This window comes from Paenibacillus cineris, from assembly GCF_018333335.1.
Classification (GTDB): domain Bacteria; phylum Bacillota; class Bacilli; order Paenibacillales; family Paenibacillaceae; genus Paenibacillus_AQ; species Paenibacillus_AQ favisporus.
On the sequence record NZ_BORU01000001.1, the window covers coordinates 4253050 to 4268689 of the forward strand.

10 protein-coding genes and 1 other annotated feature are annotated in these 15640 nt (G+C 55.5%); of the genes, 2 read left to right on the forward strand and 8 right to left on the reverse strand.

Annotated features, from left to right (window positions below; all coding sequences use genetic code 11):
• Positions 1-47: 47 nt before the first annotated feature.
• The 7 genes from murA to KI379_RS19870 form a co-directional block, all read right to left on the reverse strand.
• Positions 48-1343, reverse strand: coding sequence for a UDP-N-acetylglucosamine 1-carboxyvinyltransferase (gene murA, locus KI379_RS19840; protein ID WP_212984470.1), 1296 nt, complete (start codon positions 1341-1343; stop codon positions 48-50).
• A 236-nt stretch (positions 1344-1579) separates the two neighbouring features.
• Positions 1580-2599 carry a DNA polymerase III subunit delta gene (gene holA / locus KI379_RS19845; RefSeq protein ID WP_212984471.1) on the reverse strand — a complete coding sequence of 340 codons (1020 nt, stop codon included), beginning with the start codon at positions 2597-2599 and terminating at the stop codon, positions 1580-1582.
• A gap of 381 nt (positions 2600-2980) precedes the next feature.
• On the reverse strand, positions 2981-4234 hold the full coding sequence (locus KI379_RS19850; protein ID WP_212984472.1) for a zf-HC2 domain-containing protein: 1254 nt from the start codon (positions 4232-4234) through the stop codon (positions 2981-2983).
• Positions 4231-4779: an RNA polymerase sigma factor gene (locus KI379_RS19855; RefSeq protein ID WP_076169765.1), complete on the reverse strand. Its 549-nt coding sequence runs from the start codon at positions 4777-4779 to the stop codon at positions 4231-4233. The genes KI379_RS19850 and KI379_RS19855 overlap by 4 nt, the downstream gene beginning before the upstream one ends.
• 362 nt (positions 4780-5141) lie before the next feature.
• Positions 5142-7841 carry a ComEC/Rec2 family competence protein gene (locus KI379_RS19860; protein ID WP_212984473.1) on the reverse strand — a complete coding sequence of 900 codons (2700 nt, stop codon included), beginning with the start codon at positions 7839-7841 and terminating at the stop codon, positions 5142-5144.
• Positions 7842-8039: 198 nt separating this feature from the next.
• A complete protein-coding gene (locus tag KI379_RS19865; protein ID WP_076169763.1) occupies positions 8040-8558 on the reverse strand; it encodes a deoxycytidylate deaminase in 519 nt (172 codons plus the stop codon).
• 107 nt (positions 8559-8665) lie between these two features.
• Positions 8666-9343, reverse strand: coding sequence for a ComEA family DNA-binding protein (locus KI379_RS19870; RefSeq protein WP_244879333.1), 678 nt, complete (start codon positions 9341-9343; stop codon positions 8666-8668).
• A 194-nt stretch (positions 9344-9537) separates the two neighbouring features.
• On the opposite strand from KI379_RS19870, the gene comER reads away from it, so the two are divergent.
• Positions 9538-10371, forward strand: coding sequence for a late competence protein ComER (gene comER / locus KI379_RS19875; protein WP_212984474.1), 834 nt, complete (start codon positions 9538-9540; stop codon positions 10369-10371).
• On the opposite strand, the gene leuS is transcribed toward comER, so the two are convergent.
• Entirely contained in the window at positions 10368-12812 is a 2445-nt protein-coding gene (gene leuS / locus KI379_RS19880; RefSeq protein WP_212984475.1) for a leucine--tRNA ligase, read from the reverse strand. The genes comER and leuS overlap by 4 nt on opposite strands.
• Before the next feature lie 110 nt (positions 12813-12922).
• Positions 12923-13159 (reverse strand) — a binding site (T-box leader).
• Positions 13160-13337: 178 nt separating this feature from the next.
• Between leuS and KI379_RS19885 the strand changes: the two genes are divergently transcribed.
• Positions 13338-15638 carry a helix-turn-helix domain-containing protein gene (locus KI379_RS19885; RefSeq protein WP_212984476.1) on the forward strand — a complete coding sequence of 767 codons (2301 nt, stop codon included), beginning with the start codon at positions 13338-13340 and terminating at the stop codon, positions 15636-15638.
• The last annotated feature ends 2 nt before the right edge of the window (positions 15639-15640 follow it).

Consider the following 15640-nt stretch of genomic DNA (forward strand, 5'->3'; position numbering starts at 1 on the left):
CGTCAAGAACACGTAAGCTAAAACAGCCCTAAGCAGCCGGCCGGCGCTCACGCCGTTGTCGTATATTCCGTGCCGTCCGGAGCGGTTTCGCCTTCGTGGATCACCAGCCCGATCCCCGCCTGGCCGAACAAATGCACCGCGTCCTCATAGCCGCGCTCAATATGCTCGATGCCCGTGATTCGCGTTGCCTGCTCCGACTGCAGGCCGGCCATGATCAGGCAGGTTCCCGCCCGGACATCGGTCGCATGGGCGTAGCCGCCGTGCAGCGGTCTGCCGCCTTTAATGATGGCATAGCCGTTCTTCGCCTGGATATCGGCGCCAAGCCGGTTTAATTGGGCGACATGGCTGAAACGGTACGGGTACACCTTTTCCCTGACGGCACTGTAGCCCGGTGCCTTCAGGAGCAGGCTCGTAATCGGCTGCTGCATGTCGGAGTTGAACACGGGATACATGCCCGTCCGTACCCGCGTCGGTTTGATATTCCCCTGGCTGCTGGCGATAATGTAATCGTCCCCGCTTTCAAATTCAATGCCGATTTCGCTCAGCTTGGCCATGATGGACCGCACATGCTCGGGAATGACCTGCTTCAATGTCAGCGTACCGCCCGTGATGCCCACCGTCATCATAAACGCCCCCGCAATGAGACGATCGGGGATCACCCGATACCGGCATCCTGTCAGAGACTTCACGCCGCGTATACGGATCGTGCCCGTACCGGCTCCGGTGATGTCGGCTCCCATCCGGTTCAGCAGCTGGCAGACGTCCACCACTTCCGGATCCGTAGCGCAGTTGTGCAGATGGGTGATTCCGGCCGCCAGCGAAGCGAGCAGCACCGCATTGATCGTTGCGCCGGATGTCAGCAGATCGAAGCAAAAGTCGGTGCCCGTGAGCTTTTCCGCCGATACCGTGTACTGTTTCTCTTCCAGGGTCACGTCCGCCCCGAACGCCTTGAATATTTTCATATGCTGGTCAATGGGCCGCTCCACGAAATTATCACCCCCCGGATAACCGAGCGTCACCCGCTTGTACTTACTAAGAAGCCCCCCGATCAGATAATAGGAAGCGCGGAACGAAGACGTCAGCGCCTGATCGAGGACGGATGAATGAATCCGGGTTGAATCCACAACAAAATGGCCGTCATCATTTTTGCTCACCTGCAGGCCGATGCGGCTTCCAATTTCTCCAATGGCGCGGATATCGTTAATATCCGGTATGCCCTCCAGTATTGTCGGTGTGTCTCCAAGAACGGCAGCGGCGATGAGGGCGAGGGAACTATTCTTGGACCCTGGAATGATCACGCTCCCGTCGAGCGGGCCTCTCTGCTTCACTTCTAACCAGCGCATGCGAACTCCACCATTTCTATATAGTTTTTGGTCTGGAACAATCATAAGGTAGAATATGCTGCACACTTGCCGGAGGACAATCTGAATTAGAGAAATAGCCTCGCACCCCGGTTAAGGCACAGCAACATGCCTCCTTTCCCTCTGACCTGATGGAATCAATGATAGAATAAAAAACACCGCCCTTACGCTCCAAAGCGCAAAAACGGTGCCTCCTTCACATCGATTCAATTGTTCCGCTACCCCGCCAGTCTGAGCAGGAACAGCTCCAGGCCGAGCACTTTATCAATAGCCCCGGTCTTCATCTGGTAATCGAGATCTCCGAGCCTGCTGAGGATCGCCTTCAGCTGGTTCGGCTGAAACTTGCGCGCCTGCTCCCCGGCAATCTTGACCGCATAAGGATGCAGCCCCAGCTGGGAAGCAATTTGCTGCTGCGAAAAGCTTTGGCCGCCGAGGTCCTTCACCTGCAAAATAATGCGGAATTGGCGGGCGATCAGCGCGGCGATTTTGATCGGCTCCTCCTTCTGCTTCAGCAGCTCATAGAAGATGCCCAGCGCCTGATCCAGCCGCAGATTGGCGATCTCCTCAACGAGGGCAAATACGTTCTGCTCCGTGCTCCGCGCCACCAGCCGGTCCACGATATCCGTCGTCACGGTGCCGCCGCTGCCAGCATACAGGCACAGCTTGTCCACTTCGGCTGCAAGTGTCTGCAGCTGTGTGCCCGCGTTGCGGACCAGCATCTCCGCCGCCCCCGGGGCGAAGCTGCATTCGCGCTGCTTGGCCTTCTTCTCGATCCAGCGCAACAGCTCGTCGCTGCCCATCGGCATAAAGGAAAGCACCGTGCCGGCGCTTTTAACGGCCTTAACGACCTTTTTGCGCTCGTCCAGCTTCTCGTTGTTCACCAGGAAGATCAGCACGCTGTATTCCGCCGGATTGCCTATGTACTCAAGCAGCGATTCCATGCGGTGTTCGACTTTGCCTGAATCCTTTCCTGCGGTAAATACGGCTGCATCCCGAACGAAAATAAGCTTTCGCTGCACCATAAAAGGAATCATCTCGGCCTCTTCCACGACTTCCTGGATCGGGGTGTCGGCCAGATCATAGTGTACGATCGCAAAATCCCGCTCCTCCTTCTGCAGCAGCTGGTCCTCCATCAGTGAGGTAAATTCATTCATCTGGTATTTCTCGGTTCCGTACAGGAGGTAGACCGGCGATACATCACCCTGTCTGATCGCTTTCACCGCCGCCTTTACATCCATTGTTGCTCCCCCTTCTCTCTATCCATGCCCATTGATATCTGTTAATCCCGTTCCGCAAGGTACATCATTCCGATGCCCCGTCCATCCGGCCAAAAAAAGCGCTACATCCATTTTACCAAAAACGGCGGGGAAGAAAAACAGGCCTCCCCCGTCAGGCCGAATTACGGTGGGTGAACGCGCAACAACAAAAGGACCCCTGCGGTTCGCATAAGGTCCCTATGTTCCAGCACATCTATTATAAACACCGGCGTGAAAAGCTCTAGAAACTTAACCGCCGGTGGTCATACGACGTTTTGGATCCTGCGTAATATAACCTATTCCATATCTCTATCATGTGTGCATCATGAGCAGCACATTTTTTTATGCTTTGTCATCAGGCGCTTACGGTGTGGAGCCGTCCTGTTTGCCCACCTGATACGTCTGGCTTACCGTCGAGCCGCTGGCATCCGTGGTCTGGTACGTAAACACGGTGCTGTCGGCAGACCACACGCCCGATACCCACGTTCCCGGCAGATCAAGGGAACTTACCTGCTTGGAGCTTCCGTCCGAAGTTACGCTGAAGATGACCAGCTTTTTGTTTTCGACAGAGGCCGCATATTGACCGTCAGGAGAATAGAACTTGTTCGAATCTTCTTTAGGTTTGATGGCCATAATGCCCATTTGTCCCGACGTGTCGCCTTCTTGAGATCCGTTAACCTCAGGGGCAGTGCTATCGGCCGCTTGACCGCCGTCTCCATTCGGAGGAACGATGTCCTTCTGAACCTCATCCCCTTTCGGAGGCGGGCTCTCCGTGTCGGATGGAGCGCTTAGCGTCGCCTGCCCTCCATCCCCTTCTTGGTTGCCGGTGCTATTGTCAGCCGACTCGGTGGACCCGGCTTTGCCGGCATTGTCCTGGCTGCCTATGTCCGCTTTCCGGCTGGTCTCCGGATCCTGGACCGGAGTGTTGGACGAGTCCTGCTGCTGCGCATAGGTCTGGGCTTCTTGACCGGCCGCCTTGTCGCTCGCTGCAGCGTCGCTGCCGGCGTCTTGGCTCTCGCTGAGCTGCGAAGGATCCGATGATGCCGGCATTTTCTCTTCTGAAGGATCCTGTGCGGGCTCGGAAGAACCCGTTTTTTGTTCGACAACATTGCTCTTGGATTGTTCTGCGCCTGAGGTCGCCGCCGCGTCCATGCCGCTTGCCTCCTTGGAGGCTGCCGTATTAACAGGCGGCTCTTCCGCCGTAGATAGTTGCTTCGGATTATAATTCAGCACCGCCACCCCAAGAATGACTACAGCCGCAGCGCCTCCGAGCGCTGTACGTCCAGCTACCGTATTCCAGAACTTGCCCTTGCGGGCCGGACGGGACGGAACAGGTACCATTTCGGCAGGTGCCGGCATTTCTTCGAGCGATGCGCTCTTCTCGTGGCGCGCCTGATCGATCGCATCCAGCTGAGGCATGATGGCATCGACGAGACTGAACTTAGGCGTTACTTTTGGCAAATCTTCGAGGTCTCTGGACAACGATTTCAGCAGCCGAAAGGTATCCGCACACTCAGGGCATGTCTTCAAATGTTCATAGAGCTTGACGGTTTCCTCTTCGTCCAAGTCGTAATCCAAGTAACGGTGCATCCACTCCACCACCTCTGGACACTTCATCCTGATACACCACCTTTCTGATGCTCTTGGAGCATGTTCTGCAGCTGCTGTCTGGCCCTGAATAAATAGGATTTCACCGTATTCAGCGGCAGGTTGAGACAGTCAGCGATTTCATTGTAGGAGAAATCCTGCAAATATCTAAGGACGATCACAGTCCGGTGATGATCCGGCAGTTGATTGATGGCCTCCTGGATGTCCTGGGCCAAATAAGAGGATAAAACCTCTTTCTCAACATTCTGTTTGTCCTGAAAAACGAGCTCATGTTCGTCGATCGAAACCGTAGGCTTCGTCCGCCGGAACTTGTCGATACAGATGTTCGTGACGATCCGCTGTATCCACGTTTTAAACTGTGCCTTCTCTTCATAGGAATCGATTTTGGTATAAATCCGAATCAATGCTTCCTGGGAAGCGTCGAGCGCATCCTGCTCATTATTCAGAATATAAAAAGCTGTCCTGTAAACATGTTGTTCAATTTCTCTTAATAGGGTGATTAGAGCGTCGCGATCGCCCGATTGAGCGGCTCTGATGAGTCCCTGCTCTACCACAAAGGATCCCCCTCTCCCTGCAATCTTACAGACGTGTAAGACCAGCAAATTGTTGCAATTTGTAACCACATTTTTAAAGTTGCTGAAAAGGCAGGCCCCGGGAGTGCTTGCCATTCCTAATAAAACCGGGTATAACCTTCAACCGAAAGCGGTTTTTTCTTCTGCTTCGATCCACCCGTAATCGTTTTGTTAAATCTGCTTCCCGTAAAAATCCGGAAGGTATGTACGTCAAGGGTGACACCACCGTTTTACTTCATCTGCTGATGAAAACCACAATTAAGAATACCAAATTCCAGAGGCGGAGTCACCTGAAGATTCTGCGGCCAACTTCATCATTCTAAGCGTTTTTCATAGACAAATCATTACGATTTTGTTATCAGCTTGGTTCTGACACGGATTTTCCCGGATTTTACCGAAAATTGGATTTCCCCCTGCAGATCGGTCCTGTAAACGGCCGCTCCTTCCTCGGAAATCCGCTGCAGCACATCGGCATGCGGATGCCCGTACAGATTGTTCACGCCGGCCGAAATAACGGCTGCGGCGGGCTTCCACCGGCTCAGCCATTCCGCCGAACTGGCTGTCTTGCTGCCGTGGTGCGCGATTTTGATCACATCCACGGGTGCTTCCAGCAGCTCGCCTGCGGTTTGCAGCGCCGGCTCATCTACGGCTTGCCCAATATCCGCCACCGCGTCACCAAACCGGCCAGAGCCCAGTGTCTCAAGAATCTGCTGCTCGGACGCCTTGTCCATATCTCCGGTGAACAGGAAGCGTCCCCCGTTCATTTCGAGCAGGAACACGACCGAGTCATGGTTCTGGTCCTTGACGACCGGCAGCGCCTCCTGATCGGTCTGCGACAGGACCGGGCCGAGAAAAACCAGCTGTGTCCGGCCGTCCGGGGCATAGTTCATTCCTTGGTGAATGGCATAAATCGGAATATCCTTGTCTACGGCGGCAGCCATCAGCCGATCAAAGGCAGCCGTACCGGCCATCGTCCCATTGAATAAAAACGCCCCGACCGGAATCTGTTCCAGCACCGCCTGCATGCCTCCGGCGTGATCCTGATCCCCGTGCGTTACGATGACCGCGTCCAGCCTATGGATTCCCCGCTTCTTTAATAATGGAACGAGAACCTTGGCGCCGACCTCAAACGGCTGCTTCCGCTCCTTCCACCCGTCCTCCGCCTTGCGGAAGCTGACGGTTCCGCCCCCGTCGACCAGAAGGTGCTTTCCTTGCGGAGTCGTGATCAAAATGCTGTCACCCTGCCCCACGTCCAGCACCTGCACCGCTCCAGCCCCGCGGAAGTGCTCCGGCTGGTATCCCGCGTACAGAAGAACGATGAGTATGCATAGTCCCCCAAGCGCTCCTGCGGCAAGCCGGGTTTTCGTCCTGGACGGCAAAGCCGCTTCCGGGCGGCGGGCTGTAGGGGGCACACCCAGCGGCACGGTCGCGTCCGGCTCCACTGCCATCTGCCGCCGGCTGAGCGACCACCCTTTTCCGAAATAGAGCAGCCCATACAGCGCTATAAAATAGGAAGCGATCCAAACCGGCGAAGGTGACTTCCAGATCGTCACGAACTGCGGATACCCGTTCATCCATTTCACCAGCCAGAAAGACAGATCGTCCAGCCACTCGACTGCCGCCGCCAGCATCTTGCCCCCGGGCAGCCATAGCGAGCCGATGAGCAGCGCTGCCGTCCCCACAGGGAGAACGAGAAAGGTAATGAAGGGAACGAGCACAAAATTGGCCGCAAACGATAGTAAAGAGAACTGATTGAAGTAATAGATCGTCAGCGGAAAAGACACGAGTTGGGCAATGAGGGTAACGCCGACCGCACCGGCGATTTTGGACGGCAGAAAGGACAGCTGCGGATGTATCAAAGGAACATAGACCATCAGGCCTGCCGTCACGAGAAACGACAACTGGAAGCTTACGCTCAGCAGATAATATGGATTCCAGAGCAGCATGAGCAGCGCCGCCGCGCTGAGGATGTTCAATCCGTCCTTCAGCATCCCCTTTCGGGCTGCATACAGCCCGATCATACTCATAATCCCCGCCCGCACGACGGACGGACTGACACCGGATAGAAGAACGTACAGGGGCACGAGCAGCATGACAAGCAGCAGCGATTTTTCACGGGAGAGGCGCAGCAGGGAAAAGATATAGAGCAAACAGCCCACGTACACGGCGACGTGCATACCCGAGATCGCCAAAATATGGGTCAGGCCCAGTTGGGAGAATTCTGCGTAGGTTTCGGGATCCAGGTCGTCTTGAAGCCCGATGATCAGCCCCTTCATATAACCAGCATGGGGGTCCTGGAAAATCCGGTCGATCATTCCGCTCAGGCTATTCCTCGCCTGATCGTTCCAGCGCAGAAGAAGGGTCATGCCAAAGCCGGACGGAGGTGAAGCCTGAACATTGGAGGCACCGGCCGCTTTAAACAACCAGTGAATTTTCTGGGTCACCAGGTACTGACGGTAATCGAAGCCGCCGAAGTTCCGTGCGCTCTGCGGCTGCGCGAGGCTGCCGGAAATCCGGACCCGGTCCCCCCGCTGCCATTGGCGGGCTGCTTCCTGCTCCTGCCGGCTCTTTAGCTTGACCTGCACCATGACCTTTTCGGACACCGTACGCTCGCTGCCCGTACTCGTTCCGGCATCGCGTGAGTTGGGTTTGCCGCTGGCTGCGGTCCCGCCGATAGGTACCACTTGCCGTACGCTCATCACAAAATCGGCTCGGTCCCCGTCGACTTCGACGGCCGAGGCGATCATGCCTGTCATTCGGACACTGGCTCCGTCCATTTGGGCAGCATCAGCCGCCTGAAGGGCTTCGGGGAGCTTGGATATATTTTCGGCTTCCTTCAGCTCCCAATACGCTCCCGACGCCGCTAAGGCACACCAGATGATGATCACGGTCCGGAGGAAGTCTCTCCGGTACATACCGAGCGCTGCCAGCAGCAGCGATACGCCTGCGATCAGAAGAAGCAGCCTTGAACCCGAGCAGGCATACGCTGCGCTGCTGCCGGCGATCCAGCTTACCGTGAATACGATCAGCGGTCTTTGTTTCATATCACACACTTCCCTTCTTTGCATATAGGCTTCCGACGGTTTCTCATGCGCACTTCGCCTGCGCCTTCTTTTACAAAAACCAAAAAAGGACCCCTGCCGGCAGCCGTGCTGCGGACAGAGGTCCTTCCCCTATTGATGATTTATTCCATATTTCCGAATATTCCTGTGTAACCGTATGTTCAGTCTTACCGCCAATTTTTAATCCGCCACCGTCATCACCGTTTCCCGTGGCGGCTCATAGACGGGCAGCCGGCGGAAGGTAATGCCCTTCTGCCGCATCATTTCCGTCACCTTCTCCGTATCCTTAGGATACGGGCGGTGATACACGATCTCGGTCACGCCGCTGTTCGCCAGCATGTTGGCGCAGGTCCAGCAGGGCTCGTCCGTAACATAGACGGAGCTGCCTTCCCGGTCGATACGGTCGGTGAACAGCAGCAGGTTTTGCTCGGCATGAATCGTCCGGACGCAGCGCTGCTTTTTCACCATTTCCTGCTTTCCGTCCACGTCCACAAGCTCGTACTCCTCAGCGATCATGCAACCCGCTTCCGAGCAGTCCGGCACGCCCATCGGCGCTCCGTTATACGCGGTGCCCAGCAGCTTCTTCCCCTGAACGAGCACGGCTCCGACATGGCGCCGGGAACAGCGGGAACGCGTCGATACCATGTATGCAATATCCATAAAGTAAGTGTCCCAGTCTTTTCGGGTATCAACCGTCATGAATCCATCACCTGATTTCCGTAGAATGTGTACATATTGTATCACAAGAAAAACGTTTACCGATATACCTGCATGAGAGACAACGCATTTAGCGTCTAACGGATCACCTACAGCTGTATGTACGGCTTCATTTTTTCCAGCATTTTGGGCCCGATGCCTTTGACCTTGTCCAAATCCGCAACCGATTTGAACGGCCCGTGCTGATTGCGGTATTCCAGAATGGCTTTGGCCTTGGCCTCACCGATCCCCGGAAGATCGGTCAACTCCGTTAGTCCTGCGGTATTGACGTTGACCTTTTTGCCCTGCCCTCCGGCATCTGTCTGCGAACCGGACACCGCGTCAGCCGAACCACCAGCCGATGGCTGCTCGGACGAAGTTCCTGCCGGCCCCGAAGCGGCATTCGCCGCAAGTCCAGCGTCAGAATGAGTGCTTCCGTTTGCAGCTTGGCCCGCCGCCGCTTCATCCCCCGAACTCTGCGCTTTATCTGCCGTATTTCGGCTTTCATTCGCCTGCGCGGATCCCGAGGGTACGGCGTCCTGTTTGGCAGCCGGGTTGGCGTCCTGCTTAGAACCTTGCTCCTGCTTTTGTTTGTCATCCGCTGCCGCGGCGCCTTTAGGCAAATCGCCTGCCGAACCGCCCGCTTTTTCGTTCAGCACGCTTTCAACCCTGCCGTTGAGCGGCTGCCACTGCTCCATGCCGCTGCTTGTATGAACTCCAGACAGCAGAATGGCCCCGCTTCCCAGCACGGCACAAACGATGCTGACGACTGCCGATATTCTTTTCACAACATGACACCCCGATTCTATGAAATGACTTGAAATGACTCGCTGTCGGTCCATAGATGAAGTACAGAATAACATACACTGAAAATTTATAACTCTATAATGCGGAATTAGCCGTCATGGTGGCCAAGTTATAGCGCATACACTAATGGGAACGATCATGTCGTTACTGCGAAGCACGAAAGGAGGGAACCTATATGAAGGTAGGATTTATCGGAACCGGCAGCATGGGCAGCCTGCTGCTTGAGGCCCTGATTGATTCGGGTTCGCTCGCTCCAAACCAGGTTTATGCCAGCAACCGTACCCCCGAGAAGGTTATCCGGCTCCAGCAGCGACACCCCGGTCTGCATGTATGCACCAGCAACGCGGAAACCGCGCACAACAGCGATCTGATCTTTTTGTGCGTGAAGCCGCTTCAATTTAAAGCGATTCTGGATGAAATCGGTAGCACGCTTCGGCCCGATCAAATGGTGATATCCATCACGAGTCCGGTGCAGATCCATCACCTGGAGTCGGCTTTGTGCTGTAAGGTGGCCAAGATCATTCCGAGCGTGGCCCACCGCGTTCAAAGCGGCGTCTGTCTATGTATGTATGGCAGCCGGATAAAAGAGGAAGACAGGCAGCTCTTCGAGCATCTCCTGTCTCCCATCAGCAAGCCCATCCTCATCGATGAATCCTTTGTCAGGATCACATCGGATTTATCCAGCTGCGGGCCTGCCTTTTTAAGCTTTTTTCTGGATCAGTGGATCAACGCCGCCGTAGAAACGACCGGCATGGACCGCGGCGAACTGACGTGGATCGCCGGGGAAATGCTGCTCGGTACGGGTAAACTGCTGACGCAGGGAGGCTTTACGCCCCTTGAGCTGCAGAAGCGGGTAACCGTTCCCGGCGGCATTACCGCCGAGGCGCTTGCCCTGCTGGACAGCAGCTTAACCGGCGTCTTTCACCGTCTGATCGCCACAACCCACGGCAAATACAAAGAAGATCTGGAAAAGTGTGACGCCCAGTTCGGCGGCCCCGGTGCCGATTAGTTCGCGACGATGTTCACAAGCTTGCCGGGTACCGCAATGACTTTACGTACGGTTTTCCCGTCAATGGCCTGCTGCACGTTCTGCAGCGACATGGCGTGTTCCTGCATGGCTTCCTGGCTCATATCTTTGGCGATCATCGCCCGCTGAACGATTTTGCCATTGACCTGAATGACGATTTCGACTTCCGATTCCACAGTCCAGGATTCGTCATAGGACGGCCACGGTACGTAAGTGATGCTCTCCTGATGGCCCAGACGCTCCCAAAGCTCTTCCGCGATGTGCGGAGCGAGCGGCGACAGCATCTGCACGAAGTTCTCGATCGCCAGACGCGGCAGCGCATCCGCTTTGTAGGCTTCGTTGATAAAAATCATCAGCTGGCTGATCGCGGTGTTGAAGCGCAGATTCTCCAGGTCGTCGGTCACTTTCTTAATCGTTTTATGCCATGTCCGCTTGAATTCATCGCTGCCATCGCCGTCCGTAATTTTGCTGCTGAGGCTGCCGTCCTCGCTGACGATCAGGCGCCACACGCGGGAGAGGAAGCGGTGCGCGCCTTCCACGCCGTTCTCGTTCCAAGGCTTGGTCGCTTCCAGAGGCCCCATAAACATTTCGTACACGCGCAGCGTGTCGGCACCGAACTGCTCGACGATTTCGTCCGGATTAATGACGTTGCCGCGCGATTTGCTCATTTTCTCATTGTTCGTTCCCAGAATCATGCCTTGGTTGATCAGCTTCTGGAACGGTTCTTTGGTCGTGACGACACCGAGGTCGTACAGGAATTTATGCCAGAAACGGGCATACAGCAGGTGAAGCACCGCATGCTCGGCTCCGCCGATGTACAGATCGACAGGCAGCCATGCCTCCTGCTTCTCCATCGAGCACAGCTCATCCGCATTATGCGGATCGATGTAGCGCAGGTAATACCAGCAGCTGCCGGCCCATTGCGGCATCGTATTGGTCTCGCGGCGGGCTTTCATGCCCGTCTCGGGATCGATCGTCTCCACCCAGTCGGTGACGTTGGCCAGCGGCGACTCCCCTGTACCCGACGGCTTGATTTGATCCACATCCGGCAGCAGCAGCGGAAGCTGGTCCTCCGGAACGGTCTTCATCGTGCCGTCCTCCAGATGCAGAATCGGAATCGGCTCGCCCCAATAGCGCTGGCGGCTGAACAGCCAGTCACGCAGGCGGTAGGTTACCTTGCCCTGGCCTTTGCCGTTCTCCTCAAGCCACGCGATCATTGCAGCGATGGCTTCTTCGGTGTGCAGTCCGTTCAGCGGACCCGAGTTCACATGCTCCCCATCCCCGGTATAAGCTTCCTCCTGCACGTTTCCGCCTTTGACCACTTCCACGATGTTCAAGCCGAATTTCTTGGCGAATTCCCAGTCACGGGAATCATGCCCAGGCACCGCCATAATGGCTCCGGTTCCGTAACCTGCCAGCACGTAATCCGCAATCCAGATCGGCAGCTTCTCGCCGCTCACCGGATTGACGGCATAGGCTCCGGTAAACACACCGGTTTTGTCTTTGGCCAAATCGGTGCGCTCCAGATCGCTCTTGCGGGCTGCCTGCTCCTGGTAGGCCTTCACCGCATCCTTCTGTTCAGGCGTCGTAATGCGCTCTACCAGCTCCTGTTCCGGAGCGAGCACGCAATAAGTAGCGCCAAACAGCGTGTCGGGACGGGTCGTAAATACCGTCAGCTTGGCGTCATGCCCTTCGATTTCGAACTGCACTTCAGCGCCCTTCGATCTTCCGATCCAGTTGCGCTGCATATCCTTCAGGCTTTCGCTCCAATCCAGGTCATCCAGATCTTCCAGCAGCCGGTCGGCATACTCGGTAATCTTCAAAATCCATTGGCGCATCGGCTTGCGGACGACCGGATGGCCGCCGCGCTCGCTCTTCCCGTCGATGACTTCCTCGTTGGCCAGTACGGTCCCGAGGGCTTCACACCAGTTCACGGGCACTTCGGCAACATAGGCGAGGCCGCGTTTGTACAGCTGGATGAAAATCCACTGCGTCCATTTATAATATTCCGGATCGGTTGTGCTGATCTCGCGATCCCAGTCATAAGAGAAGCCGAGCGACTTGATCTGACGCCGGAACGTGTTAATGTTCTTGATCGTGATTTCCCGAGGGTGCTCGCCCTTATCCATCGCATGCTGCTCCGCCGGCAGGCCGAATGCGTCCCAACCCATCGGATGCAGCACGTTATAGCCCTTCATCCGTTTGAAGCGGGAGACGATGTCCGTCGCCGTGTACCCTTCCGGGTGGCCGACATGAAGTCCGGCTCCGGACGGGTAAGGAAACATATCCAGCGCGTAAAATTTCGGCTTTTCAGGATCCTCTGTCGTCTTGAATGTGTGATGCTCATCCCAATACTTCTGCCATTTCGGTTCAATCACCTTGTGCTGGTAGCCCTGGCCTTGAACCTGCTCTTGGTTACTCATGCTCATTTGCCTCCTAAAATGCGCCCGCTGCCCGCCCGTTATTACGGTACGGCACGGCGCTCGTCTTTCATGTTTGCAACAAAAAAACCTCTCATCCATAGCGTATCATCGCTAGGGACGAGAGGTTTGATTCCCGTGGTACCACCCTAGTTAGCGGAGGACATGCTTTATCCCCGCTCCCTTTGCACCCTTAACGCGGGTGAATCGATGATCCTTGACGCGCTTTCGCACGCGCTTCACATCATAGCTCAAAGGCGAGTTCATCCCAAATCGTCAACCGGCTTGCACCCACCGCCGGCTCTCTGTATGACATCCCTGGAACTAATACCCCTTATCATCGCTTCATTTACAGTTTTTCATGGTTGAAACATTGAAACATATTATATATAAAAAAATCCATCGAGTCAACGTATCCAGCCTGGCGGACAAGCCCCGCTTTTCCCGCCGAAAACCCCGCCAGCCGGAATTATTCCATGTCCGATAGGGAATTTTTTGTTATGATTAAACCAAAGGGAGGCGGAAAGTTTGAAGCGTAACCTCAGAAGGTACTTGAAATCGAAGCTGTTTTTGAAATATATATGGTCTTATCTGTTTATTTTGCTGCTTCCTCTCGTTTTTGTAACCGTCTTCATCTACCAAAGCGCCGCGGGCAACCTCCGGGAGGAAATCGAGCAAAGCCATCTGAACCAGCTGACGCAGGCGGAAAGCATCGTCGACGGCCGGATGAAGGAGCTCGGCGACATCGCCTCAAGGATCGCCTATGACGACCGCCTGATCTCTTACCGGGTTCATGATCCGTTCTATTCCCGGGAGGCGATCGACGCTCTGGATCAATATAAGTCAACCAGCTCCATTATCGGAGATGTATTTTTATATTTTCATCATGACGACCGGATTTACTCCTCGCAGGGGCTTAGCAGCCTGGACGTGTTCAGCGAGAAGTACATATTCCAGAATTGGTCCAAAGACAGCCTGATGGGCGATTTGAACGACGTGTCTTTTCCCACCATGCGTCCGGCGGACCGGGTGATCCGGGGCACTTACAGGCAGCAGTCGCTGCTTGCCTACCTGGTGCCGATTACGCCGAACAGCCCGAATCCCCACGCAACGGTCATGTATTTGATCGATGAGTCGGAGCTCACGGGTCTGATCGATTCCATTCTGGGCAGCTACAAGGGGCTTGCGTACATTTTTGACAATCACGGACAGGTGCTGGCCGCCAACAATCACGGTGAAACGATCAACGGCCTGGACACGGGACATCTGTTTTCCCTCGATCCGGGCATTCACAGCGTGGAGCTGGGCGGAAAAGCGCATTCCGTCGTGTCCACCAAATCGGACATGAACGGCTGGACGTATGTGACGCTGATGCCAAGCGATCAGTTTTTCAGCAGCGTGCTGCACATCCGCAGCTTTATCATCATGCTGTTCAGCATCGTGGTGCTGGCAGGCATCGGCATCGCCCTGCTTCTGGCCCGCAGACAATATCACCCGATTTCAGCCCTGGTCGATTTCGCCAATTCCAAGTCCAGAAACGACCGGGGAACAGGAGATGCGCTCCTTCCGGGCAATGAACTGGAGCATATCCGCTCCGCGCTGCAGGAATACAGCTCCCGTGCCGATCTGCAGGAACCGTACGCCCGGAACCATCTTCTGCTGAGACTGCTCCAGCAGGGAGAAGACCGGGAGCTCGAGCCGGATCTGCTGGAAGCCTTTAATATTCGGTTTGACCGTTCGCAGTTTTTTGTCATCGCCATGGAACGAGGCGAGCTTGCTGACCCTTCCCAGGATTACCAGGATTGGCAGACGCTCGCTTCCCTCCTAGCCGAAGTGGACATCCCCGGGCTCCGGGCATCGGCTTACAGCGTGGAGCTCCCGCGCCGGGACCAGATGGCCCTCATCGTCTGCTTTGACCCGCACCCGGCGATGGAGAGCTTCATCCATATGAGCCGGATCGTCGATGCCGTCCGCAGCAATATCCTGGAGGCGTTCGACCTTAACCCCATCATGGGGGTCGGCACCGGATATTCACAGGCGGGACAGCTTAATCAGTCGTTTATCGAAGCCTGCTCGGCGCTGGAATTCCATACTCCGTCGGAGAAGGGCGGTATTACGTTTTTTGAAAAACTGGCGCCGGCGAGCGAGGAAGCCTTCTGGATTCCGAAAAACGTGCTGCTGAAGCTGTCCCAAAGCTTGAAACAGGGCAGCCATGACGTCTCTGCCCACATGATCGGCGAAGCGATGACGAGCCTGAAAGAGGGCAGCCCGTCACCGCTGCTCTCCCGCTGCATCTGCTTTGACATTCTCAATACGATGCTCAAGACCGCATCGGAGCTTGGTATCCACCATATTACGCAGGAGATTCCGACCAGCAGCGCTTTTCAGTCCCTGGATGAATTCGAGGGGCAGCTCAGGAAGCTGGCCTCCCATATTTGCACGCAGGTGCAGCAGGAGACGAAGCATAAGGAGAGCTCGCTCAAGGACCAGATGCTCGGCTATATTGACCAGCACTTTATGGATCACAGCCTGAGCCTGGAGAGCCTGGCGGATCTGTTTGAAATTTCTCCTTCGCATTTCAGCCGGACGTTTAAGGAAAATGTGGGACTGAACTTTACCCAGTACATCTGGCAGAAAAGGATGGAGGAGGTCAAGCGGCTGCTCATGACGACCCAGGAACCGCTCAAGGAAATCATAGGCCGGGTCGGGTATGCCGACACCCCGAATTTTATCCGTAAGTTTAAAAAGGAAACCGGCTACACGCCGGGACAATTCCGCAAGCTGAACCATCCGGACGGCGTGTTGCTCGGCGAAATGCTCCAGGACTGACA

Bases quoted from the DNA above. Each gene is read 5' to 3' on its own strand.
- murA (WP_212984470.1), bottom strand. From the start codon at position 1,343: ATGCGCTGGTTAGAAGTGAAGCAGAGAGGCCCGCTCGACGGGAGCGTG.
- holA (WP_212984471.1), bottom strand. From the start codon at position 2,599: ATGGATGTAAAGGCGGCGGTGAAAGCGATCAGACAGGGTGATGTATCG.
- KI379_RS19850 (WP_212984472.1), bottom strand. From the start codon at position 4,234: ATGAAGTGTCCAGAGGTGGTGGAGTGGATGCACCGTTACTTGGATTAC.
- KI379_RS19860 (WP_212984473.1), bottom strand. From the start codon at position 7,841: ATGAAACAAAGACCGCTGATCGTATTCACGGTAAGCTGGATCGCCGGC.
- KI379_RS19865 (WP_076169763.1), bottom strand. From the start codon at position 8,558: ATGACGGTTGATACCCGAAAAGACTGGGACACTTACTTTATGGATATT.
- comER (WP_212984474.1), top strand. From the start codon at position 9,538: ATGAAGGTAGGATTTATCGGAACCGGCAGCATGGGCAGCCTGCTGCTT.
- leuS (WP_212984475.1), bottom strand. From the start codon at position 12,812: ATGAGTAACCAAGAGCAGGTTCAAGGCCAGGGCTACCAGCACAAGGTG.